Raw genomic sequence first — 26,792 nt, forward strand, 5'->3', positions numbered from 1 at the left:
TTTGCGCATGTCGTCAGTCCTGCCACTTTCGGCCGGATTCCGTCGCTGCGAGCGTGGATCCCATGAACGAACAGAACGTCAGCACCCCCGCCACCGCCGCCCCCGTGACCGTCATCGGGCTCGGACTGATGGGCGCCGCCCTCGCCGACGCCTTCCTCACCGCCGGACACCCCACCACCGTCTGGAACCGGACCCCGGGCAAGGCCGACCCCCTCGTCGGCAGGGGAGCCGTGCGCGCGGCCGACGTCGCCGGAGCGGTCACCGCGAGCGAGCTGGTCGTCGTCTGCGTCCTCGACTACGCGGCCGTACGCGAACTCCTCGACCCGCTGGCGGAGTCGCTGCGCGGCCGGGTGCTCGTCAACCTCACCACCGGCTCGCCCGAGCAGGCCCGCGAGACCGCCGACTGGGCCGCCGCCCACGGCATCGGCTACCTGGACGGCGGCATCATGACGACCCCGCCGGGGGTCGGCGACAGCTCCAACATGATCCTGTACGCGGGCGGCCCCGAGCTGCTCGCCCGCCACCGCGCGACCCTGGCCGTCCTGGGCGACCCGGTCGACCTCGGCGCGGACGCGGGACTCGCCTCGCTCTACGACGCCGGACTGCTCGGGCTCATGTGGTCGGTCTTCGGCGGCTGGCTGCACGCCACCGCCCTCGCCGGCGCCGACGGCGTGGCGGCCAAGGACTTCACGGCGGTCGCGAACCGCTGGCTGTCCACGGTCTCCTGGTTCATGTCCGGGTACGCGGAGCAGATCGACGCGGGGGAGTACCCGGGCGAGGACGCCACCATCGACGTCCAGGTGGCGGCGATCGAGCACCTGCTGCACGCGGGGGAGGCGCGGGGCGTCGACGGTCGGCTGCCCCGGCTGCACCTGGAGCTGATGCGCGCCGCGGTCGAGGCGGGGCACGGCGGGGACAGCTACGCCCGGATCATCGAGACATTCCGGAAGTAGCGGTCACCGTCCGGCCATGACGAAGGGCCGTCGCTCCCCCGAGGAGTGACGGCCCTTCGTCATGAAGAGGGGTGGATCAGAGGATGCGGACCGCGCCCGAGGGCATGTCCCAGTCCAGGGAGCGCTCGACCACACCGGTCGACGAGTTCTGCGCACCGACGTACTTGCCGCCGCCCACGTAGACGGCGACGTGGTACGAGCCGCTGCGGCTGCCCCAGTACAGGATGTCGCCCGGCTGCAGGTCGCTCAGGGAGACCGACGAGCCCATGCTCGACTGCTGGTACGAGATGCGGGGCAGGTCGATGCCGGCCTCGCGGTAGGCGGCCTGGACGAGCCCGGAGCAGTCCCACGAGTTGGGGCCGGTGCCACCGGTGACGTACGAGTCGCCGACCTGGGCGCGGGCGAAGGCCACGATCGCGGCGGCGGAGCCGGAGGGAGCCTGCGTCGTGCTCTCGTCGGAGCCGGTCGAGGAGCCGCCGTCCGAGGAGGAGCCGCCGTCGTTCGACGAGCCCGAGGACGTCGTGGAGAGCTGGGTGCGCGCACTGTCGCGGGAGGCGCGCTCCTGCGCCTCCTGCTCCTTGCGCTCCTGCTCGGCCTTGAGACGGGCCTTCTCGGCGCGCTCGGCGGCGGCCTTGCGGTCCGCCTCGGCCCTGGCGGTCTTGGCTTCCTTGGCGGCCTTCTGCAGCGCCGCGTTCTCCTGCGTCTGGAGGCTCTGGTCGAGCGCCTCCTGCTGGGAGGCCTCGGCGGAGGCGGCGACGGCGCTGGCGAGACCGGCGCCGTTCTCCAGGGAGCCCAGGGTGGGCATTTCGATGGTCTCGGTCACCGGCTCGGCATTCGCCGGCCCGGCAGCACCGGCCACCGCGATGGTGCCGAGGACGCCACCGGCAACTCCGGCTCGCAGCGCGAGCTTCGAGGCGCTGCGGCGGGGCTTCCGGTGGCTGGGTATGTGAGCGGTGTGGGACATGGGTACAACCGCTATCAGGGCTTCAGGGTTCCCTTCAAGAAACGTGGGTTGCGCCACAGTTACGTTCGGAACCTCATAATCCGCTTCTGTGGCGCCCTTATTGACGCCGTAACGGGCAAATCGGGCAGGGGTCATCTGGCCCGTGATCACGGGTTTTCATTGAAAAGCCCGAATTGCCCCACGCTTACCACCTCTTGACGCCGGTGGCCAAGCCCCGTTTTTTCCGAACCTTCACAACGTGACGCAGGTCACACATCCGTCTCACGGGCGCTCGTGAAAGCGCGCACGCGTCCACCCTCGTCCGCCGGACCCCCCGACCGGGCGACGGCCGGTTCCTTTATCACCCGGATGCGTCCACCACCAATTTGCCTGTAGTGACCATCACTTGATAGTGCGACACCCCCTCCGATCAGCGATTACCGGTCCGGATGTCACATCTGGTGATCACCTGGGCGCTTCGCGCAACAAGATCACCCATCATCCGACTTCATGATCCTTCGTCAGGTGGTGGAGATCACAAACTACTTGGTGCACCCCGTGTCGCAGATCACAGAGGGGCGGGCATAAGATGCGGGGCAGCCGGGCTTGTGAACTGCCTCACATGGGGGCGATCTTTCACGGTCCGGTGGTGCGGTCCAACGGTCAAGGACGACTGGAAGGAGCGAGGAGCGTGAATGCGTACGCGCCCGTCCTCGTGCTCGGTGCCCTGGGTGCGGGGTTTGCGATCTTCTCCGTGGTCATGGCCACGCTTATCGGGCCAAAGCGGTACAACAGGGCAAAGCTTGAGGCGTACGAGTGCGGCATCGAGCCGACACCCACGCCCGCCGGAGGCGGTCGCTTCCCGATCAAGTACTACCTGACGGCGATGCTCTTCATCGTCTTCGACATCGAGATCGTCTTCCTCTACCCCTGGGCGGTCACCTTCGACGCCCTGGGGCTTTTCGGGCTCGTGGAGATGCTGCTCTTCGTGCTCACCGTCTTCGTCGCCTACGCCTACGTGTGGCGTCGCGGCGGCCTGGAATGGGACTGAGGGGCTGAGGGGCACCTATGGGACTCGAAGAGAAACTCCCGAGCGGCTTTCTGCTGACGACGGTCGAACAGGCCGCGGGCTGGGTGCGCAAGGCGTCCGTGTTCCCCGCGACCTTCGGCCTCGCCTGCTGCGCCATCGAGATGATGACCACCGGAGCCGGCCGGTACGACCTGGCCCGCTTCGGCATGGAGGTCTTCCGCGGCTCACCGCGCCAGGCCGACCTGATGATCGTCGCCGGCCGGGTCAGCCAGAAGATGGCGCCGGTCCTGAGGCAGGTCTACGACCAGATGCCCAACCCCAAGTGGGTCATCTCCATGGGCGTCTGCGCCTCCTCCGGCGGCATGTTCAACAACTACGCGATCGTCCAGGGCGTCGACCACATCGTGCCGGTCGACATCTACCTGCCCGGCTGTCCGCCGCGCCCGGAGATGCTGCTCGACGCGATCCTCAAGCTCCACCAGAAGATCCAGACCTCCAAGCTCGGCGTGAACGCCGAGGAGGCGGCCCGGGAGGCGGAGGAAGCGGCGCTCAAGGCGCTGCCGACCATTGAGTTGAAGGGTCTGCTCCGGTGAGCGACGAGACACCCAATCCCGAGAAGGACCTCAGCGCGCAGAACCTGCCGGGGCAGCGCGGGGACCACGGCGAGGAGGTCCGCGTCCAGCGCGGCATGTTCGGCGCCAACAACGGCGGCGACACCTCCGGCTACGGCGGACTCGTCCGCTCGATCCGGCTCCCCGGACCCGCCTCCCGCCCGTACGGAGGCTGGTTCGACGAGGTCGCCGACGAACTCGAAGGCGCCCTGGAGGAGCAGGGACTCCTCCCGGAGAACGCCATCGAGAAGACGGTCGTCGACCGCGACGAGCTCACCTTCCACATCGAGCGCGAGCACCTCGTCCGGGTCGCCCGCACCCTCCGCGACGACCCGGCGCTCCGCTTCGAGCTCTGCACCGGCGTCTCCGGCGTCCACTACCCGGGCGACAAGGGCCGCGAGCTGCACGCCGTCTACCACCTGCGCTCGCTCACCCACGGCCGGCTGATCCGCCTGGAGACGTCCGCCCCGGACGCCGACCCGCACCTGCCGTCGCTCGTCGCGGTCTACCCGACGAACGACTGGCACGAGCGCGAGACGTACGACTTCTTCGGCATCGTCTTCGACGGCCACCCCGCCCTCACCCGGATCATGATGCCGGACGACTGGCAGGGCCACCCGCAGCGCAAGGACTACTCCCTCGGCGGCATCGCGGTCGAGTACAAGGGCGCCCAGATCCCGGCTCCGGACCAGCGGAGGTCGTACAGCTGATGTCCACGTCCCACGCGTCTCCCCGAGAGACCACAGAAGGCACCGTCTACACGGTGACCGGCGGCGACTGGGAAGAGGTCGTCCAGTCGGCGGCCAAGGCCGACGACGAGCGCATCATCGTCAACATGGGCCCCCAGCACCCGTCCACCCACGGCGTGCTCCGGCTCATCCTGGAGATCGACGGCGAGACCGTCACCGAGGCCCGCTGCGGCATCGGCTACCTCCACACCGGCATCGAGAAGAACCTCGAGTACCGGAACTGGACGCAGGGCACCACCTTCGTCACGCGGATGGACTACCTCACCTCGTTCTACAACGAGACGGCGTACTGCCTCGGCGTGGAGAAGCTGCTCGGCATCACCGACCAGATCCCGGACCGGGCCAGCGTCATCCGCGTCCTCCTGATGGAGCTCAACCGGCTCTCCTCCCACCTGGTGTGCATCGCCACCGGCGGCATGGAGCTCGGCGCCACCACGATCATGATCTACGGCTTCCGGGACCGGGAGATGATCCTGGACCTGTACGAGCTGATCACCGGCCTGCGCATGAACCACGCGTTCATCCGCCCCGGCGGCCTCGCCCAGGACCTCCCGCCCGGCGCCGTCGACGCCGTGCGCGAGTTCGTGAAGACCATGAAGAAGAACCTGCCGGAGTACGACAAGCTCGCCACCGGCAACCCCATCTTCAAGGCCCGCATGCAGGACGTCGGCTACCTCGACCTCACCGGCTGCATGGCGCTCGGCGCCACCGGACCGATCCTGCGCTCGGCGGGCCTCCCGCACGACCTGCGCAAGACCGACCCGTACTGCGGCTACGAGGACTACGACTTCGAGGTCCCGACCGCCGACACCTGCGACTCCTACGGACGCTTCCTCGTCCGCCTGGAGGAGATGCGCCAGTCCCTCAGGATCGTCGAGCAGTGCCTCGACCGCCTGGAGCCGGGACCCGTCATGGTCGGCGACAAGAAGATCGCCTGGCCCGCGCAGCTCGCGCTCGGCGCCGACGGCCTCGGCAACTCCACCGACCACATCGCGAAGATCATGGGCACCTCCATGGAGGCCCTGATCCACCACTTCAAGCTGGTCACCGAGGGCTTCCGGGTCCCGGCGGGGCAGGCCTACGCGGCCGTCGAGTCACCCAAGGGCGAGCTCGGCGTCCACGTCGTCTCCGATGGCGGCACCCGCCCCTTCCGGGTCCACTTCCGCGACCCGTCCTTCACCAACCTCCAGGCCATGGCCGCGATGTGCGAGGGCGGCCAGATCGCCGACGTCATCGTCGCCGTCGCCTCCATCGACCCCGTGATGGGAGGCGTCGACCGATGACCGACCAGATCAGTCTGGGGATGCCCCAGCTCCCCGCGCCCGCGTACCCCGCCGAGGTCCGCGCCCGCCTGGAGGAGGACGCCCGGGCGATCGTCGACCGCTACCCGGACTCCCGCTCCGCCCTCCTGCCGATGCTGCACCTCGTGCAGTCGGAGGAGGGCCATGTGACCCGTACCGGCATGGCGTTCTGCGCCGAGTTCCTCGGCCTGACCACCGCCGAGGTCACCGCCGTCGCCACGTTCTACACGATGTACCGGCGCAAGCCCTCGGGCGACTACCAGGTCGGCGTCTGTACGAACACGCTCTGCGCGGTCATGGGCGGCGACGCCATCTTCGAGGAGCTCAAGCAGCACCTCGCCGTCGGCAACAACGAGACGACCGACGACGGCAAGATCACACTCGAGCACATCGAGTGCAACGCGGCCTGCGACTTCGCCCCCGTGGTGATGGTCAACTGGGAGTTCTTCGACAACCAGACCCCCGAGTCCGCCAAGGCGATGGTGGACGACCTGCGGGCCGGCCGGACCGTCGAACCCACCCGAGGTGCCCCGCTCTGCACCTTCAAGGAGACCGCCCGCATCCTCGCCGGCTTCCCCGACGAGCGCCCCGGCGCCGTCGAGGCCACCGGCGGAGCGGGCCCCGCCTCCCTCGTCGGCCTGCGTCTGGCCAAGGGCGAGCAGCCGAACCACCGAATCGTCCACCCGCGCGGTGAGACCTCCGGTCAGGAGGGGGAGTGATGACCTTGGCCGCCGAGATCAACAACAGCAGCCCCGAGAAGCTTCTGGCCCCCGTCCTCTCGGCCTTCTGGGACCAGCCCGACTCCTGGACCCTGGAGACCTACGAGAGGCACGAGGGGTACCGGGGCCTCAGGCGGGCCCTCGCGATGAGCCCCGACGACCTCATCGCGTACGTCAAGGAATCCGGCCTCCGCGGACGCGGCGGCGCCGGCTTCCCCACCGGCATGAAGTGGCAGTTCATCCCGCAGGGCGACGGCAAGCCGCACTACCTCGTCGTCAACGCCGACGAGTCCGAGCCCGGCACCTGCAAGGACATCCCGCTCCTCTTCGCCAACCCGCACTCCCTCATCGAGGGAATGATCATCGCCTGCTACGCGATCCGCTCCGAGCACGCGTTCATCTACCTGCGCGGCGAGGTCGTGCCCGTCCTGCGCCGCCTCCACGAGGCCGTGCGCGAGGCCTACGCCGCCGGCTACCTCGGCCGGAACGTCCTCGGCAGCGGACTGAACCTCGACATCACCGTGCACGCCGGCGCCGGCGCGTACATCTGCGGCGAGGAGACCGCCCTCCTCGACTCCCTCGAAGGGCGCCGCGGCCAGCCCCGGCTGCGCCCGCCCTTCCCCGCCGTCGCCGGTCTGTACGCCTGCCCCACCGTGGTGAACAACGTCGAGTCCATCGCCTCCGTTCCCGCGATCCTCAACAAGGGCAAGGAGTGGTTCACCTCGATGGGCAGCGAGAAGTCCCCGGGCTTCACGCTGTACTCGCTCTCCGGGCACGTCGTCTCGCCCGGCCAGTACGAGGCCCCCCTCGGCATCACCCTGCGCCAGCTCCTCGACATGAGCGGCGGCATGCGCCCCGGCCACCGGCTCAAGTTCTGGACCCCCGGCGGCTCCTCCACCCCCATGTTCACCGACGAGCACCTCGACGTGCCCCTCGACTACGAGGGCGTCGGCGCCGCCGGATCGATGCTCGGCACCAAGGCGCTCCAGTGCTTCGACGAGACCACCTGCGTCGTCCGGGCCGTCACCCGCTGGACCGAGTTCTACGCCCACGAGTCCTGCGGCAAGTGCACCCCCTGCCGCGAGGGCACCTACTGGCTCGTCCAGTTGCTCCGTGACATCGAGGCCGGCAAGGGCAAGCTCTCCGACCTCGACAAGCTCAACGACATCGCCGACAACATCAACGGCAAGTCGTTCTGCGCCCTCGGCGACGGCGCCGCCTCGCCGATCTTCTCCTCGCTGAAGTACTTCCGCGAGGAGTACGAGCAGCACATCACCGGCCGGGGCTGCCCCTTCGACCCCGCCAAGTCGACCGCCTGGGCGGACAACCACAAGGAGGTGTCGGCATGACGGTCACCACGGCCGGCCCGGCCGGCGGCGGCTCCCCGGCCGTACCGCCCGAGGATCTCGTCACGCTGACCATCGACGGCATCGAGATCTCCGTCCCCAAGGGGACCCTGGTCATCCGCGCCGCCGAACAGCTCGGCATCGAGATCCCGCGCTTCTGCGACCACCCGCTCCTCGACCCCGCCGGCGCCTGCCGCCAGTGCATCGTCGAGGTCGAGGGCCAGCGCAAGCCCATGGCCTCCTGCACCATCACCTGCACCGACGGCATGGTGGTGAAGTCACAGCTGACCAGCCCCGTCGCCGAGAAGGCCCAGCACGGCGTGATGGAGCTGCTGCTCGTCAACCACCCGCTGGACTGCCCGGTCTGCGACAAGGGCGGCGAGTGCCCCCTGCAGAACCAGGCCATGTCCCACGGGCAGTCCGAGTCCCGCTTCGAAGGCGTCAAGCGCACCTACGAGAAGCCCGTACCGATCTCCACCCAGGTGCTCCTCGACCGCGAGCGCTGCGTGCTCTGCGCCCGCTGCACCCGCTTCTCCAACCAGGTCGCCGGCGACCCGATGATCGAACTCATCGAGCGCGGCGCGCTCCAGCAGGTCGGCACCGGCGAGGGCGACCCCTTCGAGTCGTACTTCTCCGGCAACACCATCCAGATCTGCCCGGTCGGCGCCCTCACCTCGGCCGCCTACCGCTTCCGCTCCCGCCCCTTCGACCTGGTCTCCTCGCCGTCGGTGTGCGAGCAGTGCGCGGGCGGCTGCGCCACCCGCACCGACCACCGGCGCGGCAAGGTCATGCGGCGGCTCGCCGCCGACGACCCGGAGGTCAACGAGGAGTGGATCTGCGACAAGGGCCGCTTCGGCTTCCGGTACGCCCAGCAGCGCGACCGGCTCACCACCCCGCTCGTCCGGAACCCCGGCACCGGTGAGCTGGAGCCCGCCTCCTGGCCCGAGGCACTGGAGGCGGCCGCCCGAGGACTCGTCCGCGGCCGCACCGGCGTCCTCACCGGAGGCAGGCTGACCGTCGAGGACTCCTACGCGTACGCCAAGTTCGCCCGGGTCGCCCTCGACACCAACGACATCGACTTCCGGGCCCGGATCCACTCCGGCGAGGAGGCCGACTTCCTGGCCTCCGCCGTCGCGGGCCGGGGCCGGGACCTGGACGGCACCGGCGTCACGTACACCTCGCTCGAAGCCGCCCCGGCCGTCCTCCTCGTCGGCATCGAGTCCGAGGAGGAGGCCCCCGGCGTCTTCCTGCGGCTCCGCAAGGCCTGGCGCAAGCACGGCCAGAAGACCTACGCGGTCGCCGCCTTCGCCACCCGCGGCCTGGAGAAGGCGGGCGGCACCCTGCTGCCCGCCGCCCCCGGCACCGAGACCGAGTGGCTCGACGCCCTCACCTCCCGGGTCGGTCTCGAAGGCGACGGACTCGCCGCCGCCGAGGCCCTCCGCCAGGAAGGCGCGGTCCTCGTCGTCGGCGAGCGCCTCGCCGGCGTCCCCGGCGCCCTCACCTCCGCCCTGCGCGTCTCCGCCGCCACCGGCGCCCGGCTCGTGTGGATCCCGCGCCGCTCCGGCGAACGCGGAGCCGTCGAGGCCGGAGCGCTCCCGGCGCTGCTGCCCGGCGGCCGGCCCGCGACCCACCCCCGCGCGCGGGAGGAGGTCGCCGGCGTCTGGGGCGTCCGCGAACTCCCGCACCGCTACGGGCGCGACACCGGCCAGATCGTGGAGGCCGCCGCCACCGGCGAGCTCGCCGCGCTGCTCGTCGGCGGCGTCGGCGTCTCCGACCTGCCGGACCCGGCACGTGCCCGCGAGGCCCTCGACGCGGCCTTCGTGGTCTCCCTGGAGCTGCGGCCCAGCGAGGTCACCGAGCGCGCCGACGTCGTCCTCCCGGTCGCCGCCGTCGCCGAGAAGCCCGGCACCTTCCTCAACTGGGAGGGCAGGGCCCGGATGTTCGAGGCCGCGCTCAAGCCGGAACAGATGACCCGGTCCCTGTCGCCGTCGGACGGGCGCGTGCTCCACATGCTCGCCGACGCCCTCGACGCCCACCTGGGCCTGCCCGACCTCAGGGCCGTACGCCGGGAACTCGACCGGCTCGCCGGCTGGACCGGGGAGCGGGCCTCCGAGCCCGTCGAGCCCGGCCAGGCCGCGCCCCGGCCCGGCGACGGAGAGGCCGTCCTCGCCGGACACCGCCTCCTGCTCGACCTCGGCCGCCTCCAGGAGGGCGACACCGCCCTCGCCGGCACCCGGCACGCGGCGGTCGCCCGGCTCTCCGCCGCCACCGCCGCCGACACCGGCGTCAAGGACGGCGACACCCTCGAAGTCACCGGGCCCACGGGCTCCGTCGCCTTCCCGCTCCAGGTCACCGAGATGCCCGACCGCGTCGTCTGGCTCCCGCTGAACTCGGCCGGCCGCGGCGTCCTCTCCGACACCGGCGCCCACCCCGGCGACCTGGTCCGCATCGGCCCGGCGAGCCCGAGCCCCGTCGATGTCACGGAGGTGCAGGCATGACCACGCCCCTCGCCGCCGAAGACCTGTCCATGTTCGGTACGGACCCCTGGTGGCTCGTCCTGATCAAGGCCGTCTTCTGCTTCGCCTTCCTCATGATCACCGTGCTCTTCTCCATCGTGTGGGAGCGCAAGGTCGTCGCCTGGATGCAGCTGCGCGTCGGCCCCAACCGGCACGGCCCCTGGGGCCTCCTCCAGTCCCTCGCGGACGGCATCAAGCTGATGCTCAAGGAGGACGTGATCGTCAAGAAGGCCGACAAGGTCGTCTACGTCCTCGCCCCGGTCATCGCGGCCATCCCGGCGTTCATGGCGATCGCCGTGATCCCGTTCGGCCCGGCCGGCAACGAGGTCTCGATCTTCGGCCACCGCACCGCGATGCAGCTCACCGACCTGCCGATCGCGATGCTGTACGTCCTCGCGGTCGCCTCCGTCGGCATCTACGGCATCGTCCTCGCCGGCTGGTCCTCCGGCTCCACGTACCCGCTGCTCGGCGGCCTCCGCTCCTGCGCGCAGATGATCTCGTACGAGATCGCCATGGGCGCGGCCTTCGCCTCCGTCTTCCTCTACTCCGGGTCGATGTCGACCTCGGCGATCGTCGAGGCGCAGGCGGACCGCTGGTTCGTGATCCTGCTGCCGGTCTCGTTCATCATCTACATCGTCACGATGGTCGGCGAGACCAACCGCGCCCCGTTCGACATGCCGGAGTCCGAGGGCGACCTCGTCGGCGGCTTCAACACCGAGTACTCCTCCATCAAGTTCGCGATGTTCATGCTCGCCGAGTACGTGAACATGGTGACGGTCTCGGCCGTGTCGGTCACCCTCTTCCTGGGCGGCTGGCGGGCCCCGTACCCGGTCTCCACCTTCTGGGAGGGCGCGAACCACGGCTGGTGGCCGATGCTCTGGTTCGTCCTCAAGGTGCAGCTGCTCCTCTTCTTCTTCATCTGGCTCCGCGGCACCCTGCCCCGCGTCCGCTACGACCAGCTGATGAAGCTCGGCTGGAAGGTCCTCATCCCGGTCTCCGTGGTCTGGCTCATGCTCGTCGCCACCGTCCGGGCGCTGCGGAACGAGAACATCGCCTTCACCAACATCGTCCTGTACGTCGCCGGAGCCGTCCTCGGACTGCTGCTGCTCTCCTTCGTGGTCGACGTGTTCCGCGACCGGAAGGCGAAGGCGGGCGCGGCCGGGCCGGCCGACACGCGCTCCTTCGACCCGATGGCCGGAGGCTTCCCCGTACCGCCCAAGCCCGGACAGTCCCTGCCCGCCGTCCCCCGGCGCAGGCCCCGGCACGAGCGGGACCTCGTCGCCAGCGGCGCCCCCGATTCTGCCTCTGCGAGTGATGGAAAGGAGACGGACGGTGTCTGACTTCCAGAATCCGGTGGCCGGCTTCGGCGTGACCTTCAAGGCCATGTTCAAGAAGCGGCTGACCGAGCAGTACCCGGAGCAGCAGAAGACGACGGCGCCCCGCTTCCACGGCCGGCACCAGCTCAACCGTCACCCCGACGGTCTGGAGAAGTGCGTCGGCTGCGAGCTGTGCGCCTGGGCCTGTCCCGCCGACGCCATCTACGTCGAGGGCGCGGACAACACCGAGGAGGAGCGCTACTCGCCCGGCGAGCGCTACGGCCGCGTCTACCAGATCAACTACGCCCGCTGCATCCTCTGCGGGCTGTGCATCGAGGCCTGCCCCACGCGCGCGCTGACGATGACCAACGAGTTCGAACTGGCCGACTCCTCCCGCGAGAACCTGATCTACACCAAGGAGCAGCTCCTCGCGGGCCTGGAGGACACCATGGTCGACAGCCCGCACGCGATCTACCCGGGCATGACCGAGCAGGACTACTACCTGGGCCTCGTCACCGACGCCGCGCCCGGCACCGTCCGCCAGGTCGCCGTGTCCCAGGGGGAGAAGGGCGAAGAGGAGGGGGCGGACGCATGAGCGCGAACCTCCAGACCCTCGCCGCCACCACCTCGACCGGTGAGGCCGTCCAGTTCTGGGTCCTCGGCACCGTCGCCGTCGTCGGCGCCCTCGCCACGATCCTGATGAAGAAGGCCATGCACAGCGCCCTGTCGCTGGCCGGCACGATGATCGTCCTGGCGGTCTTCTACCTCGCCAACGGCGCGTACTTCCTCGGCATCGTCCAGATCGTCGTCTACACCGGCGCGATCATGATGCTCTTCCTCTTCATCGTCATGCTGGTCGGTGTCACGGCCGCGGACTCGCTGAAGGAGACCATCAAGGGCCAGCGCTGGTGGGCCGCGGCCTGCGGCCTCGGTTTCGGCATCCTGCTGATCGCCGGAATCGGCCAGGCCTCGCTGACCGAGTTCACCGGTCTCGGCGCCGCCAACAGCGCGTACGGCGGGAACGTCGAGGGCCTCGCCGCCCTCATCTTCACCAAGTACGTCTTCGCCTTCGAGATCACGGGCGCGCTCCTCATCACCGCCGCCGTCGGCGCGATGGTGCTCACCCACCGCGAGCGCACCGAGCGCGCCGCCACCCAGCGCGAGCTCTCCGAGCAGCGCGTACGGGAAGGCAAGCACCTGCCGCCGCTGCCCGCCCCCGGCGTCTACGCCCGGCACAACGCCGTGGACGTCGCCGGTCTGCTGCCCGACGGCACCCCGTCGGAGCTCACCGTCATGCAGACCCTGCGCAAGCGGGGCCAGATCCGGGACGTGTCCACGGAGGCACTGGCCGACCTCAAGGCCCTGGAGCAGCGCTCCGAGGAGCGGCTCGGCCGGGACCGGGACGAAGAGGAGGCCACCCGGTGAATCCCGTCAACTACCTGTACCTCGCCGCCCTGCTGTTCACCATCGGTGCGGTCGGGGTGCTGATCCGGCGCAACGCGATCGTGGTCTTCATGTGCGTCGAACTGATGCTCAACGCCTGCAACCTCGCGTTCGTCGCCTTCTCCCGCATGCACGGAAACCTCGACGGCCAGATCATCGCGTTCTTCACGATGGTCGTCGCCGCCGCGGAGGTCGTCGTCGGGCTCGCGATCATCGTGTCCGTCTTCCGTGCCCGCCACTCGGCCTCGGTCGACGACGCCAGCCTGATGAAGCTGTAAGGGGCGGAATTGTGGACAACCTGATTGCGCTGCTCATCGCGGCGCCCCTGCTGGGAGCAGTGGTCCTGCTCTGCGGCGGCCGGCGGCTCGACAAGGTCGGGCACTGGATCGGCACGCTGCTCGCGGCCGTCTCCTTCGCCGTCGGCCTCGCGCTCTTCGCCGACATGCTCGGCAGGAGCGCCGACGACCGGGCCCTGCACCAGCGGCTCTTCACCTGGATCCCCGTCGAGGGCTTCCAGGCGGACTTCGCCTTCCAGCTCGACCAGCTGTCGATGACCTTCGTCCTGCTGATCAGCGGGGTCGGCACGCTCATCCACGTGTACTCCATCGGATACATGGAGCACGACGAGCGCCGCCGCCGGTTCTTCGGCTACCTCAACCTGTTCGTCGCGGCGATGCTCCTGCTCGTCCTCGCCGACAACTACCTTCTCCTGTACTTCGGCTGGGAGGGCGTCGGCCTCGCCTCGTACCTCCTGATCGGGTTCTGGCAGCACAAGCCCAGCGCGGCCACCGCCGCCAAGAAGGCGTTCCTGGTCAACCGGGTCGGCGACATCGGCCTCTCGATCGCCATCATGATCATGTTCACCACCTTCGGCACCTTCGCCTTCGAGCCGGTGTTCGGGGCGACCGGCGAGGCGAGCCAGGGCACGCTGACCGCGATCGGTCTGATGCTGCTCCTCGCCGCCTGCGGCAAGTCCGCCCAGGTGCCGCTGCAGTCCTGGCTCGGGGACGCGATGGAGGGCCCGACCCCGGTCTCGGCCCTCATCCACGCGGCCACGATGGTGACCGCCGGTGTCTATCTGATCGTCCGCTCCGCCGACATCTTCAACGCCGCCCCGGACGCCCAGACGGTGGTCGTCGTGGTCGGCGCGGTCACGCTCCTCTTCGGTGCGATCGTCGGTTGCGCCAAGGACGACATCAAGAAGGCCCTCGCCGGGTCGACGATGTCGCAGATCGGCTACATGATCCTGGCCGCCGGCCTCGGCCCCATCGGCTACGTCTTCGCGATCATGCACCTGGTGACCCACGGCTTCTTCAAGGCCGGGCTGTTCCTCGGCGCCGGTTCGGTCATGCACGGCATGAACGACGAGGTCGACATGCGGAGGTACGGCGGCCTGCGGACGTACATGCCGGTCACCTTCGTCACCTTCGGCCTCGGCTACCTCGCCATCATCGGCTTCCCCGGCCTCTCCGGCTTCTTCTCCAAGGACATGATCATCGAGGCGGCCTTCGCCAAGGGCGGCACCCAGGGCTGGATCCTCGGCGCGGTCACCCTGCTCGGCGCCGCCATCACCGCGTACTACATGACGCGCGTGATGCTCATGACCTTCTTCGGCGAGAAGCGCTGGCAGGCCGACGCGGAGGGCCACGAGCCGCACCCGCACGAGTCCCCGAAGTCCATGACCGTCCCGATGATCCTGCTGGCCTTCGGGTCGGTCTTCGCGGGCGGCCTGTTCAGCGTCGGCGACCGGTTCGTGAAGTGGCTGGAGCCCGTCACCGGCTACGCGCACGGCCACCCGCCGATCAGCGCCGCGGCCGTCACCTCCGCCACCGTCGCCGTCATGGTGATCGGCGTCGGCCTCGCCTACCTCCAGTACGGCCGCAGGCCCGTCCCGGTCGTCGCACCGCGCGGCTCGCTCCTCACCCGGGCCGCCCGCCGCGACCTCCTCCAGGACGACTTCAACCACGCCGTCTTCGTCCGCGGCGGCACCCACCTGACCCGCTCCCTCGTCTACGTCGACCACACCCTGGTCGACGGCGTGGTCAACGGGACCGCGGCCTCCGTCGGCGGACTCTCCGGCCGGCTGCGCAAGCTCCAGAACGGCTACGCCCGCTCGTACGCGGTCTCCATGTTCGGAGGTACGGCGGTGCTCATCGCCGCGACCCTGCTGATGAGGGCGGTGTAACCACCATGTCTTTCCCCCTCCTTACGGTGACGGCGGCGGTTCCGGCGGTCGGTGCGATCCTCACCGCCGCCGTCCCCGCCGCCCGCCGCACCGCCGCCAAGTGGCTGGCGCTGCTGGTCTCGCTCGCCACGCTCGTGCTCGCCGCCGTCGTCTTCGTACGGTTCGAGCCCGGCGGCGAGCGGTACCAGCTGACCGAGTCCCACGCCTGGATCAAGGACTTCGGGGTCCGCTACGAGCTCGGGGTCGACGGCATCGGGGTGGCGCTCATCGCGCTCACCGCGCTCCTCATCCCCTTCGTGATCCTGGCCGGCTGGCACGACGCCGACCCCCTGGAGACCAAGAGCAGCCGCTGGCGGCCGACCCAGGGCTTCTTCGCCCTGATCCTCATGGTCGAGGCGATGGTGATCCTCTCCTTCGAGGCGACCGACGTCTTCCTCTTCTACATCCTGTTCGAAGCCATGCTCATCCCGATGTACTTCCTCATCGGTGGCTTCGGCGACCGCGCCCACGCGGGCTCCGACGAGAACGCGGCGGCCCAGCGCTCCTACGCGGCGGTCAAGTTCCTCCTCTACAACCTGGCCGGCGGCCTCATCATGCTGGCCGCCGTCATCGGGCTCTACGTGGTCGCGGGGAACTTCTCGCTCACCGAGATCGCCGAGGCCCGCGCCAACGGCTCGCTGGAGATGGCGACCAGCACGGAGCGCTGGCTCTTCCTCGGCTTCTTCTTCGCCTTCGCGGTGAAGGCGCCGCTCTGGCCGCTGCACACCTGGCTGCCGAACGCGATGGGGGAGGCGACCGCCCCGGTCGCCGTCCTCATCACCGCCGTCGTCGACAAGGTCGGCACCTTCGCGATGCTCCGCTTCTGCCTCGGACTCTTCCCCGAGGCCTCGAAGTGGGCCACCCCGGCGATCATCGTCCTCGCGCTCATCAGCATCGTGTACGGGGCGCTGCTCGCCGTCGGCCAGCGGGACATCAAGCGCCTGGTCGCCTACGCGTCGATCTCGCACTTCGGCTTCATCATCCTGGGCATCTTCGCGATGACCACCCAGGGCCAGTCCGGCGCCACGCTCTACATGGTCAACCACGGCATCTCGACGGCCGCGCTGATGCTCGTCGCCGGATTCCTGATCTCCCGGCGCGGCTCGCGGCTCATCGCCGACTACGGCGGTGTGCAGAAGGTCGCCCCGGTGCTCGCCGGCACCTTCCTCATCGGTGGTCTCGCGACCCTGTCGCTGCCCGGACTCGCCCCGTTCGTCAGCGAGTTCCTGGTCCTGGTCGGCACGTACGCCCGCTACCCGGTGGCCGGTGTCATCGCCACCACCGGCATCGTCCTCGCCGCGCTCTACACCCTCGTCCTGTACCAGCGGACGATGACCGGGCCGGTGAAGGAGGAGGTGCGGGAGCTGCCGGACCTGCGGGTGCGCGAACTGGCGGTGGTCGTGCCGCTGATCGCGATCCTGATCTTCCTCGGGGTCTTCCCGAAGCCGCTGACGGACGTCGTCAACCCGGCCGTGCAGCACACCATGTCCGACGTACGGCAGACGGACCCCCAGCCTGCCGTGCCTGTCCAGAACGCGGAGGCAGCCAAGTGAGCACGTCCGCTGTCGCAACCTCTGTCCACAGCCTGTGGACGACCGCTGCCGAGCCGCTGGACAAGATCCCGGCACCCCACATCGAGTACACGCAGCTCTCGCCCGTGCTCATCGTGGTCGGCGCCGCGATCGTCGGCATCCTCGTCGAGGCCTTCGTGCCCCGCAAGGCCCGCTACCACAGCCAGCTGTTCCTCAGCGTGGTGGCGCTCGCCGCCTCCTTCGCCGCCATCGTCGGCCTGGCGGCCGGCGGCTACGGCTCCACCAAGGCCCAGATCGCGGCGATGGGCGCCATCGCCGTCGACGGACCCGCCCTCTTCCTCCAGGGCACCATTCTCCTCGCCTCGATCGTGGCGATCTTCACCTTCGCCGAGCGCAGGCTCGACCCGGCCGACCACGGGCACAAGGTCGACTCCTTCGCCGCCGAGGCCGCCGCCGTCCCCGGCAGCGACCACGAGAAGGCCGCCGTCAAGGCCGGGTTCACCACCACCGAGGTCTTCCCGCTGGCGCTCTTCGCCATCGCCGGCATGCTGGTCTTCCCGGCCGCCAACGACCTCCTGACGCTCTTCGTCGCGCTGGAGGTCTTCTCCCTCCCGCTGTACCTGCTCTGCGCCGTCGCCCGCCGCAAGCGGCTGATGTCGCAGGAGGCGGCCGTCAAGTACTTCCTCCTGGGCGCCTTCTCCTCGGCCTTCCTGCTCTTCGGGATCGCCCTGCTCTACGGCTACGCGGGCTCCGTCTCGTACGCCACGATCGCCCAGGTCGTCGACGGCTCGATCGCCTCCGTGAACCCGGCGCTCGCCGACACCATGGGCAACGACGCGCTGCTGCTCATCGGCTTCGCCATGATCCTCACGGGGCTGCTCTTCAAGGTCGGCGCCGTGCCGTTCCACATGTGGACCCCGGACGTCTACCAGGGCGCCCCGACCCCGGTCACCGGCTTCATGGCCGCCGCGACCAAGGTCGCCGCGTTCGGCGCGATGCTCCGCCTGCTGTACGTGGTGCTGCCGGGTCTCACCTGGGACTGGCGGCCGGTCATGTGGGGCGTCGCCATCGTCACCATGCTGGGCGGTGCGATCGTCGCCATCACCCAGACCGACATCAAGCGGCTCCTGGCGTACTCGTCGATCGCGCACGCGGGCTTCCTGCTCGCCGGTGTCATCGCGGCCACGCCGAGCGGCATCTCGTCCGTCCTCTTCTACCTGGGCGCCTACTCCTTCGTGACGATCGGCGCCTTCGCCGTCGTCACGCTGGTCAGGGACGCGGGCGGCGAGGCCACCCACCTCTCCAAGTGGGCCGGACTCGGGCGCCGTTCGCCGCTCGTCGCGGCGGTCTTCGCGGTCTTCCTGCTCGCCTTCGCCGGCATCCCGCTGACCTCCGGCTTCTCCGGGAAGTTCGCGGTCTTCAAGGCGGCGGCGGAGGGCGGCGCGGGCGCGCTCGTCGTGGTCGGTGTGATCTCCTCGGCGATCGCCGCCTTCTTCTACATCCGGGTGATCGTGCTCATGTTCTTCAGCGAGCCGAAGGCGGACGGCCCGACGGTCGCCGTGCCCTCGGCCCTGACGACCCTCACCATCACGGCCGGTGTGGTGGTCACGGTGGTGCTCGGCTTCGCGCCGCAGTACTTCCTCGACCTGGCGAACCAGGCGAGCGTCTTCGTCCGGTAGACCGGACCGCACGCGCGAGGGGCCCGGCTCGGGGGCGAGCCGGGCCCTTCGGCGTACCCCCTCGGCGCACCCCGGGGCCCCGTGCGCGGGGGTGACCCGTGAGGGGTTCCGTGCCATCGTGTGAGCCGCCCAATGGTCTGTACCAGGAGGGGGAAGCGGCACGATGAGCGACACCACCGCGTTACCGGGAACTCCCTGCGCCACCCCGCGAGCCGGCGACCCGCCCATGCACCGCCTGGAGGTCCGGCTCCCCGACCAGGTGCCCTTCGCCGCCGGGACCTTCGACACCATCGGCCCCATGTCCCGAGCCGCCTTCCCGCACCGGCACACCTTCTACGAGATCGTCCACGTCACCGCCGGCACCGGCACCCACGTCGTCGACCTGGCCCGCTGGCCGCTCCACCCGCCCCACCTGGGCCTCATCCTCCCCGGACAGCTGCACCACTGGGAGGACGCCCGCGGCCTCGACGGCAGCGTCGTCCTCTTCACCGAGGACTTCCTCCTCGACCACCCCGGCGACCGCGCCCTCCTGCGCCGCCTCGGCGAACGGCCCTGGCTCACCCTCGACCCGCCCACGCACGCGCGGACCGGCCGGCTGATGGCCGAACTCGTCGAGGAGTACGGCCACGGCGCCGACGGCTTCGCGACCGTCCTGCGCTCCCTCCTGCACGTCCTCCTGGTCCGCACGGCACGGCTGCGCGGCCCCGGCACCCACACCCCGCCGCCCGGCAGACCCGCCGCCGTCGCCGAGGAGTTCGCCCGGCGGCTCGCCCGTACCGGAGCGGAGGGCAGGACCGTACGCGAGTGCGCCGAGCTGATCGGCGTCACCCCCGGATACCTCGCCGAGGCCGTCCGCGCCGCCACCGGCCGCACCCCCGGCGCCCTGCTGCGCGAGGCCCGCGCCCGGGAGGCCCAGCGCCTCCTCGTCGGGACCGGGTTGTCGATACGTCAGATCGCGGCCCGGGTCGGCTTCGACGACCCCGCGTACTTCTGCCGCTTCTTCCGCCGCGAGACGGGGCGCAGCCCGGGAGACTTCCGAAAACACCACGACCGCCGTGATCCGTCCATCGAAGACGGCGACCCGCCCGCCTAGGTTCGTTGCGATCCCCCAGCCCCCCCACACGAGGAGCAGGCAGGCATGGACAACGAGACCACCACCGGGCACGTCACCCGCAAGGCGGTGCTGCGGGCCGCGCTCGCGGCCGGCATCGCCGCCCCCGCGGTCCTCATGGGCGTACCGGCACTCGCCCGGACCCTCAGCGCCGGAGACGTGGCACCCGCCCTCACCCCCGAGTGCGACGACGGCGACGACCCCACCCCGTCCCAGACCGAGGGCCCCTACTTCAAGCCCAACTCACCGCTGCGGACCAGCCTCGTGGACGCCGGAACGGCCGGCGTGCGGCTCACCGTCAGCGGCTACGTCTTCGGCCTCGCCTGCCGGCCGATATCCGGCGTCCTGCTCGACTTCTGGCAGGCCGACACCAACGGCGCCTACGACAACACCGGATTCCGCTTCCGCGGCCACCAGTTCACCGACGCCCAGGGCGCGTTCCGGCTCACCACGATCGTGCCCGGCCTCTACCCGGGCCGCACCCGGCACATCCACGTCAAGCTCCAGGCCCCCGGCCGCCCGGTGCTCACCACCCAGCTGTACTTCCCGAACGAGCCCCGCAACAACACCGACACGATCTTCGACCCGCGGCTGCTCATGACCGTGCGGGACGCGGGCGGCGCCCGTGAGGCGGCCTTCGACTTCGTCCTGAACGTGCCGCAGAACCCGGGCCCGAGCCCCACGCCCACGGCCACCGCCACGACCCAGCCGCCGGGGGGCAGCTGGGCCGTGGGGACCGCCTACCGGGCCGGGGACGCCGTCACCCACGGCGGGCTCGCCTATGTGTGCCTCCAGGCGCACACGGCCCAGCCCGGCTGGCAGCCGCCGAACGTCCCCGCCCTCTGGCGGACCGCCTGAGCCTCAGGCGGAGGGGGCGATCCGGCCCCGGACCTCGCCGAGCGTCACCCGCGTGCCGTCCGGGCCCGGAGCCCACGCCGTCAGGACGACCTCGTCGCCGTCCTCCAGGAACGTCCGCTTGCCGCCGGAGAGTTCGAGGGCGTCCCGGCCGTTCCAGGTGAGCTCCAGGAGCGAACCGCGCTGGTTCACCTCGGGGCCCGAGACCGTCCCCGAGCCGTACAGGTCACCCGTGCGCAGCGAGGCGCCGTTCACCGTCATGTGGGCGAGCTGCTGGGCGGCCGTCCAGTACATGGTGGAGAACGGCGGCTCGGCCACCACCTCGCCGTTGATCTCCACCGTGATCCGCAGGTCGAAGCCGCCCGGCTCCTCCTCGTCCGCGTCGTCCAGGTACGGAAGCAGCGGGAGGTCCCGCGCGGGCGGAGCGGTCCGGGCGGCGTCCAGCGCCTCCAGGGGCGTCACCCACGCCGACACCGAGGTCTGGAACGACTTGCCGAGGAACGGGCCGAGCGGCACATACTCCCAGGCCTGCACGTCCCGCGCCGACCAGTCGTTGAGCAGCGTCAGACCGAAGACGTGCTCCCGGAAGTCGCCGAGCGCCACCGGCCGGCCCAGCTCCGACGGCGTGCCGACCAGGAAGCCGACCTCCGCCTCGATGTCCAGCTTGACCGAGGGGCCGAAGACCGGGGCCGCGTCCGTGGGCGCCTTGCGCTGTCCGGAGGGGCGGACGACATCGGTGCCGGAGACCACGACCGTGCCCGCGCGACCGTGGTAACCGATCGGCAGGTGCTTCCAGTTGGGGGTCAGCGCGTCGCCGTCGGGGCGGAAGATCCGGCCCACGTTCGTCGCGTGGTGCTCGCTCGCGTAGAAGTCGACGTAGTCCGCCACCTCGTACGGCAGGTGCAGGGTCACCGTGTCGAGGGGGTGGAGCAGCGGCTCGATGTCCGCCCGGTGGGCGGGCACCGTCACCCAGGCCGTGAGGGCCCGGCGGACATCGCGCCAGGCGGTCCGCCCGGCCGCGAGCAGCGGGTTGAGGTTCGGCCGGTCGAGGAGCGTGGCGTACGGCGAGCCGAGCGCGTGCGCCGCGGCACCCGCGTCCAGCACGTGCCCGCCGATCCGGACGCCCAGCCGGCGCCGGCCGGGCTCGTCGGCGGTGGAGAAGACGCCGTACGGGAGGTTGTGCGGGCCGAAGGGATCGCCCTCGGCCAGGTCGAGCGGGCTGTGCTCGGACATGGGTACGTGCCTCGCTTTCCACGGGTGTGGGGGACACGTTACGGGTCGGGCCGCCGGGCGCGGATGACATGGATCACACAGAAAGTGCGGCCTCCGTGGGCAACTGTCCGCCTTCACGTGCTTTGTGTGCCGGGTGGGCGTCGGAACCGGCTCCGAGCTGCGAAAACAGGTCTCCCGCAAGGCCGTTCCCGGCCATACGATCACGGTGGTACCGCGCCGCGTGATGTTGCCGCAGGCACGTGCCCCGCAATTCCTCCACCTTCCCTGACCAGGAAAAAGGTCCCGCACTGTGAAGATTCGTCGCATTCTCGCGACCGCCGTGGCCGCCGCCGTGACCACCCCGGTCCTGCTCCTCTCGGCCGCGCCCGCGTTCGCCGACACGAAGCCGTCCCCCGCGTCGACGCAGAAGCCCGCGTCGGACGAGGACGACGAGCGCCCCTCGCTCGACGAGCTGAAGGCCGCCGTCGAGCTCGCTCAGAAGGCGTACGACAAGGCCGTCGTCGCGTACGACAAGGCCGCGAAGGCCTTCAAGGCCGTGGACAGCGCCGACCACCCGCTCCAGGTCGCCGTCGCCGACGCCAAGAAGGCCGCGGACGCCGCGGCCGCGGCGAAGACCGCCGCCGACGCGGAGCTCGCCAAGGCCGAGAAGGCCCTGGCCGAGCTGCCCGTCGACGCCACCGAGGAGCAGAAGACGACCGCCACCGCGGCCGTCGCCGCCGCGAAGAAGACGGCCGACGAGGCCACCGCGGCCAAGACCGCCGCCGACGCGAAGCACACCGAGGCCGACACGGCCCGCGACGAGGCCCTGATCGCCGCCGCGCAGCTGGAGGAGCTCACCAAGACGGTCAAGGAGACCGCCGCCGAGAAGCTCGCCGAGGCCAAGGAGGAGCTTGAGTTCTTCGAGGAGATCGGCGAGGAGTGCAAGGAGGACAAGGCGGTCAAGGTCGGGCTGAGCGGCCCGAAGACGATCACCGCCGGCACGAGCGCCGTCTTCTCGCTCCAGGTCACCAACACCACCGAGCGGACCCTCGACGCGGTCGAGGCCTACGTCGGCGCGGCCGCCCTCCCCGGTGAGGAGGACGAGAACGGCTACTTCAAGCAGTTCATCACCATCGAGTGGACCGGCGCGGGCAACCCGCACTGGACCGACGTCGAGGCCTCCTTCGACGCCGTCGACGTCGGCACGCTCGCCAAGGGCGCGACCGCCGACATGAAGCTCCGCCTCACGGTCTCCACCAAGGCCCCGGCCGGCCCCGGTGGGGCCTTCGCCGTCGGCGCGTACGAGAACAACGACGGGTCCTGCGGCATCGGCAAGTCCTACGCCGAAGTCGACTTCGACATCCTCGCGGCCAAGACCGACAAGCCGAAGCCGACCCCGTCGGAGACCACCGCGACGCCCACCCCGGCGCCCACCACCGGTGGCAACGGCAACACCACCCCGCAGGGCGGCTCGTCCAGCACCCCCGTGAACGGCTCCCTCGCCGCCACCGGTGCGAACGACCACCTGAACCAGATCGGCCTCGCGGCCGGTGCCGCCGTCGCCCTCGGCGCCGGCGCGATGTTCGTCGCCCGCCGCCGCAAGGCCGGCGCGAACGTCTGATCCGACGTGAAGGCGCCCGTACCGACCTCGGTACGGGCGCCTTCCGCGTACTCACCCCGCCGTGCGCGGGATCCGCTTCTCCCAGGTGCGGTGGAAGACGACCTCGCCGCCCTCCTTGCACACCACCTCGTTCGTGGTGAGGAAGTCGTCCGCGTCGCAGGCGATCTCCGAGCGGGTGTCCACGGTGACGTCCCAGGCCGTCTCCGGCCGGTGCAGCCGGATCGTCCACTCCGAGCGGGTCCGGGCGGACAGGGGGCCGCTCTCGTCGATCGTGTACGTCTCCAGGGCGTCCTCCGTGAACTCCAGGCCGTCCGGGTACACGCGCGTCCCGCCGTACTTCGGGTCGACCTCCAGGGTCCACTCGCCCTTCGCCACGTCCCTGACCACCACCCGCTCCGGGCGGGGCTCCTCCAGGGTGCGGGGGAAGACCACGCCGAGCGGTTCGGCCTGCTCCGGCTCCTCCCAGGTGACGGCGTCCTCGGTGGGGCGGCGCACCGGCAGGGTGAGGGAGGAGCCGGCCGGGTCGAGGGTGAAGCCCGCCGCGTCGGGCTGCGGCCAGATCCACGGCCAGTACGTGGAGGAGACCGCGAGCCTCACCCGGTGGCCGGGCGCGAAAGAGTGGCCGATGCCGTTCAGCTCGAAGACGAAGCTCTCCGTCTCGCCGATCTGGGCCTCCACGGCCCGGTCGCGGCCGTAGCGGGCGGAGAAGTTGAGCGCGCCCCGGGTGACGAGGGTGGAGGAGCCGTCGGGGGCGATGTCGCAGAGCCGGGCGACGACCTGCCCGGTCGGGGCGGCCGTGCGCAGGGCGAGGCTCACGGACGGCCGGCCGAGGATCTCGACGGGGCCGCCGTCCTCGGGCACGGGGAAGTCGAAGCAGGCCGAGTGGGCGTCCTCGTCGCGCTGGTCGGGCGGCAGGTCGGCGTCGTTCCCGAAGGGGAAGAAGCGGCCCGCGTCGAGCCCGGTCTGCTGCGGCGAGTCGACCACGACCGGGGCGCCCTGGAAGGCGTACGTGACGGGGGTGACGTTCGGGGAGGGCCAGGCGGGGTCCGTGACCCAGCGGCCGGGCAGCTCCTCGTACACGGTGGCCGGGAGGTGCGAGTCGCTGATCCAGGAGCGGAGCAGCGGTTCGGCCATCACGTCGTTCTCGGCGCCCTTGAGGTGGTGGTCCCACCAGCGCAGGGTCTCCTGGAGGAAGCCGATCGCGGGGCCGGGCGGCAGGCCGCGGTCCGGGTACTGGTGGGACCAGGGCCCGATGATGCCGCGCACCCGGTCCTGGGGGAGGTGCTGGGCGAGCCGCAGGACGGTGTCCCGGTACGGGTCGTGCCAGCCGCCGACGGCGAGGACGGCGGCCTTGATCGCCGGGTAGTCCTCGCAGACGCTGCCGTGCCGCCAGTAGTCGTCCCTGGTCTGGTGGGCGAGCCAGGTGTGGAGGAAGGGTTCCACCGCCTCCAGGCGCTTCAGCCACATCTCGCGCCACTCCTCACCCACGTACCGCGGGTCGGGCGGACGGCAGACGAAGGCGAGCATGGTGGCGGCCCAGGCGTGCATGTCGACGCCGAGGACGGAGCCGCCCATGTAGTGGACGTCGTTGTCGTAGCGGTCGTCGGTGGAGCAGACGGTGACGACCGCCTTGAGCGGTTCGGGGGCGAGGGCGGCGATCTGGAGCGAGTTGAAGCCGCCCCAGGAGATGCCGAACATGCCGACCTTGCCCGTGCACCAGGGCTGCTCGGCCAGCCAGTTCACGACGGCGACGCCGTCGGCGAGCTCGACCGGGTCGTACTCGTCGCCGGGCAGGCCGTCGCTGTTGCCGTGGCCGCGGACGTCGACGCGTACGGAGGCGTAGCCGTGGCCCGCGTACCAGGGGTGGCGCTGCGCGTCGCGGGGCGCGGTCCAGTCGGTGAGGCGGTAGGGCAGGTACTCCAGGAGGGCCGGCACGGGCTCGTCGGTGACGGGGCGCCACACGCGCGCGTACAGCCTCGTTCCGTCCGGCAGCGGGATCCGGACGTCCTCGCGCCGGACCTCGTGGGGGAACTCGGTACGGATCTTCATCTCGGCTCCCTAGTGGACGGGGTGCATGGTGCGGCGCAGCCAGGGCGCCAGGGCGATCACGACGAGGCCGACGGCGACGGCCACGGCGCCGTTCACGCCGAAGTAGACGGGCTTGGAGACGTCGTCGTAGAGCTTCACGGTCTGCGCCTGGATGCCGTTGGCGAGAGCGAGGGAGAGGAACCAGAGCGACATGGTCTGGCTGGAGAAGGCCTTCGGCGCGAGCTTGCTGGTGGCGGACATCCCGGAGGTCTCCAGGAGCACGTCACCGAGGCCGAGCAGCAGGTAGGAGCCGACGATCCACCACGCGGCCATCCGGTACGTGTCGTCGGCGTGCCCGGAGGTCGGCAGGACCATCAGGAGGAACGACAGGCCGCCGAGGATCACCCCGTAGGCGATCTTGTTGGAGGCGTGCGGCTGCCGGTGCCCCATCCGGGCCCAGAGGGCGGCCACCACCGGGGCCAGGAGGACCTCGAAGGCGCCGAGGGCGGAGGCGTACCAGCTGGCGGGGAAGTCGAAGCCGAGGATGGTCGTGCGGGCGTTGGTGGACGCGAGCAGGATCATCGTCGAGTACGCCTGGAAGAGGATGAAGTTGAAGACCACCGAGGCCAGGAAGAGCACGATGTACGGCTTGAGGCGGCCCCGCTCCTCGGCCGTGACCCGGGGGCTGGTGAACATCACCCAGAAGTAGACGACCGGGGCGATCACCGAGATCAGGGTCAGCAGGTCCACGAACCGGTCCATGGTCAGCCAGCCCGCGAGCGCCAGGCCCGTGCCGGCGGCGGCCACGACGACCGCGCCGACGATCATCAGCCGGACCGCCCTGCGCATGGCGTCGGGGGCGAGCGCGAACTCGGCGGAGTGCTTGCGCCCGGCCAGGTGACGCCGGCCCACCACGTACTGGATCAGGCCGAAGGTCATGCCGATCGCCGCCGCCGAGAAACCCCAGTGGTAGCCCTTGTGGTCGGCGAGCCAGCCGGTGATCAGCGGCCCGGCGAAGGCCCCGATGTTGATCGCCATGTAGTAGAGGGCGAAACCGGCGTCCCGGCGGTCGTCGTCGGTCCGGTACAGCTTGCCGACCATGGTCGCCACGTTGGGCTTGAGCAGCCCCGTGCCCGCGCTGATCAGGCCGAGGCCCACCCAGGTCATGGCGGCGGTCGGCACCGCCATGGCGTAGTGCCCGCAGGCGATCAGGATGCCGCCCCAGAGGACCGCGCGGTACGAGCCGAGGACGCGGTCCGCGAGCCAGCCGCCGGCCACCGAGACCAGGTAGACGAGGGTGCCGTAGGCGGCGGAGACCGAGGCGGCGGTGCCCGACGCCATGCCGAGACCGCCGTCGGAGACCGACGCCGCGAAGTAGAGGACGAGGATCGCCTGCATGCCGAGGAACGAGAACCGCTCCCAGACCTCCAGGCCCGACAGGGTCAGCAGACCCCGTGGGTGTCCGAAGAAGGCGTGGTCGTCCTCGGGAGGCGGCTGCTCGCCGCCCGTGTCGGTGTCGATCGTTGTTCGGGACAAAAGGACTACTCCTGGTCGTATGAGCTGATCCCGAACATACCGGGGGTGACGGGAAGGCGCCCACGGT

At 70.6% G+C, this 26,792-nt stretch carries 22 protein-coding genes; 18 read left to right on the forward strand and 4 right to left on the reverse strand.

The genetic code is table 11. The features are described from left to right. The first annotated feature begins 62 nt into the window (after positions 1–62). Positions 63–953 (forward strand): NAD(P)-dependent oxidoreductase, encoded by an 891-nt coding sequence (locus ABT129_RS18990; protein ID WP_351902338.1) that lies wholly within the window; start codon positions 63–65, stop codon positions 951–953. Positions 954–1,029: 76 nt separating this feature from the next. Here the strand turns inward: ABT129_RS18990 and ABT129_RS18995 are convergent, their stop codons facing one another. After that, positions 1,030–1,917, reverse strand: a complete 888-nt coding sequence (locus ABT129_RS18995; protein ID WP_351902341.1) for a C40 family peptidase — start codon at positions 1,915–1,917, stop codon at positions 1,030–1,032. Positions 1,918–2,587: 670 nt separating this feature from the next. On the opposite strand from ABT129_RS18995, the gene ABT129_RS19000 reads away from it, so the two are divergent. From ABT129_RS19000 to ABT129_RS19075, 16 genes are all read left to right on the forward strand, one after another. Then, positions 2,588–2,947 (forward strand): NADH-quinone oxidoreductase subunit A, encoded by a 360-nt coding sequence (locus ABT129_RS19000; protein ID WP_019888619.1) that lies wholly within the window; start codon positions 2,588–2,590, stop codon positions 2,945–2,947. 17 nt (positions 2,948–2,964) lie between these two features. Further along, positions 2,965–3,519, forward strand: coding sequence for a NuoB/complex I 20 kDa subunit family protein (locus tag ABT129_RS19005; RefSeq protein WP_024756031.1), 555 nt, complete (start codon positions 2,965–2,967; stop codon positions 3,517–3,519). Further along, complete coding sequence (locus ABT129_RS19010; protein WP_351902344.1) at positions 3,516–4,247, forward strand: NADH-quinone oxidoreductase subunit C; 732 nt, start codon at positions 3,516–3,518, stop codon at positions 4,245–4,247. Before ABT129_RS19005 ends, ABT129_RS19010 begins: the two co-directional genes overlap by 4 nt. Continuing rightward, entirely contained in the window at positions 4,247–5,569 is a 1,323-nt protein-coding gene (locus ABT129_RS19015; protein WP_351902347.1) for an NADH-quinone oxidoreductase subunit D, read from the forward strand. Before ABT129_RS19010 ends, ABT129_RS19015 begins: the two co-directional genes overlap by 1 nt. Then, positions 5,566–6,306 carry an NADH-quinone oxidoreductase subunit NuoE gene (gene nuoE, locus ABT129_RS19020; protein ID WP_351902350.1) on the forward strand — a complete coding sequence of 247 codons (741 nt, stop codon included), beginning with the start codon at positions 5,566–5,568 and terminating at the stop codon, positions 6,304–6,306. Before ABT129_RS19015 ends, nuoE begins: the two co-directional genes overlap by 4 nt. Continuing rightward, on the forward strand, positions 6,303–7,655 hold the full coding sequence (gene nuoF / locus ABT129_RS19025) for an NADH-quinone oxidoreductase subunit NuoF (RefSeq protein WP_351902352.1): 1,353 nt from the start codon (positions 6,303–6,305) through the stop codon (positions 7,653–7,655). The genes nuoE and nuoF overlap by 4 nt, the downstream gene beginning before the upstream one ends. Further along, on the forward strand, positions 7,652–10,150 hold the full coding sequence (locus ABT129_RS19030) for an NADH-quinone oxidoreductase subunit G (RefSeq protein WP_351902355.1): 2,499 nt from the start codon (positions 7,652–7,654) through the stop codon (positions 10,148–10,150). The genes nuoF and ABT129_RS19030 overlap by 4 nt, the downstream gene beginning before the upstream one ends. Continuing rightward, entirely contained in the window at positions 10,147–11,508 is a 1,362-nt protein-coding gene (gene nuoH / locus ABT129_RS19035; protein WP_351902358.1) for an NADH-quinone oxidoreductase subunit NuoH, read from the forward strand. Before ABT129_RS19030 ends, nuoH begins: the two co-directional genes overlap by 4 nt. After that, the gene (gene nuoI, locus ABT129_RS19040) at positions 11,483–12,079 is read left to right on the forward strand and encodes an NADH-quinone oxidoreductase subunit NuoI (protein ID WP_351902361.1); all 597 of its coding nucleotides are present in this window, start codon (positions 11,483–11,485) and stop codon (positions 12,077–12,079) included. Before nuoH ends, nuoI begins: the two co-directional genes overlap by 26 nt. Then, positions 12,076–12,909, forward strand: coding sequence for an NADH-quinone oxidoreductase subunit J (locus tag ABT129_RS19045; protein ID WP_351902364.1), 834 nt, complete (start codon positions 12,076–12,078; stop codon positions 12,907–12,909). Before nuoI ends, ABT129_RS19045 begins: the two co-directional genes overlap by 4 nt. Beyond that, positions 12,906–13,205 (forward strand): NADH-quinone oxidoreductase subunit NuoK, encoded by a 300-nt coding sequence (gene nuoK / locus ABT129_RS19050; RefSeq protein WP_148005711.1) that lies wholly within the window; start codon positions 12,906–12,908, stop codon positions 13,203–13,205. Before ABT129_RS19045 ends, nuoK begins: the two co-directional genes overlap by 4 nt. 11 nt (positions 13,206–13,216) lie before the next feature. Next, positions 13,217–15,112, forward strand: coding sequence for an NADH-quinone oxidoreductase subunit L (gene nuoL, locus ABT129_RS19055; RefSeq protein WP_351902367.1), 1,896 nt, complete (start codon positions 13,217–13,219; stop codon positions 15,110–15,112). A 5-nt stretch (positions 15,113–15,117) separates the two neighbouring features. Beyond that, the gene (locus tag ABT129_RS19060; protein ID WP_351902370.1) at positions 15,118–16,704 is read left to right on the forward strand and encodes an NADH-quinone oxidoreductase subunit M; all 1,587 of its coding nucleotides are present in this window, start codon (positions 15,118–15,120) and stop codon (positions 16,702–16,704) included. After that, positions 16,701–18,362 carry an NADH-quinone oxidoreductase subunit NuoN gene (gene nuoN, locus ABT129_RS19065; protein WP_351902373.1) on the forward strand — a complete coding sequence of 554 codons (1,662 nt, stop codon included), beginning with the start codon at positions 16,701–16,703 and terminating at the stop codon, positions 18,360–18,362. The genes ABT129_RS19060 and nuoN overlap by 4 nt, the downstream gene beginning before the upstream one ends. Before the next feature lie 163 nt (positions 18,363–18,525). After that, the gene (locus ABT129_RS19070) at positions 18,526–19,455 is read left to right on the forward strand and encodes a helix-turn-helix transcriptional regulator (protein ID WP_351902375.1); all 930 of its coding nucleotides are present in this window, start codon (positions 18,526–18,528) and stop codon (positions 19,453–19,455) included. Positions 19,456–19,500: 45 nt separating this feature from the next. Beyond that, positions 19,501–20,331, forward strand: a complete 831-nt coding sequence (locus ABT129_RS19075) for a dioxygenase family protein (protein WP_351902378.1) — start codon at positions 19,501–19,503, stop codon at positions 20,329–20,331. A gap of 3 nt (positions 20,332–20,334) precedes the next feature. Here ABT129_RS19075 and fahA read toward each other — a convergent pair whose 3' ends face one another. Continuing rightward, entirely contained in the window at positions 20,335–21,561 is a 1,227-nt protein-coding gene (gene fahA, locus ABT129_RS19080; RefSeq protein ID WP_351902381.1) for a fumarylacetoacetase, read from the reverse strand. 289 nt (positions 21,562–21,850) lie between these two features. Here fahA and ABT129_RS19085 point away from each other — a divergent pair, with 289 nt between their 5' ends. Further along, on the forward strand, positions 21,851–23,161 hold the full coding sequence (locus tag ABT129_RS19085) for a peptidase (protein WP_351902384.1): 1,311 nt from the start codon (positions 21,851–21,853) through the stop codon (positions 23,159–23,161). A gap of 51 nt (positions 23,162–23,212) precedes the next feature. Here the strand turns inward: ABT129_RS19085 and ABT129_RS19090 are convergent, their stop codons facing one another. Together ABT129_RS19090 and ABT129_RS19095 are read right to left on the reverse strand one after the other, a co-directional pair. After that, positions 23,213–25,210 carry a CocE/NonD family hydrolase gene (locus ABT129_RS19090; RefSeq protein WP_351902387.1) on the reverse strand — a complete coding sequence of 666 codons (1,998 nt, stop codon included), beginning with the start codon at positions 25,208–25,210 and terminating at the stop codon, positions 23,213–23,215. 9 nt (positions 25,211–25,219) lie between these two features. Beyond that, positions 25,220–26,725 (reverse strand): peptide MFS transporter, encoded by a 1,506-nt coding sequence (locus tag ABT129_RS19095; protein WP_351902390.1) that lies wholly within the window; start codon positions 26,723–26,725, stop codon positions 25,220–25,222. Positions 26,726–26,792 lie beyond the last annotated feature (67 nt).

It is taken from the genome of Streptomyces sp. NPDC002057, from assembly GCF_040296665.1.
Classification (GTDB): domain Bacteria; phylum Actinomycetota; class Actinomycetes; order Streptomycetales; family Streptomycetaceae; genus Streptomyces.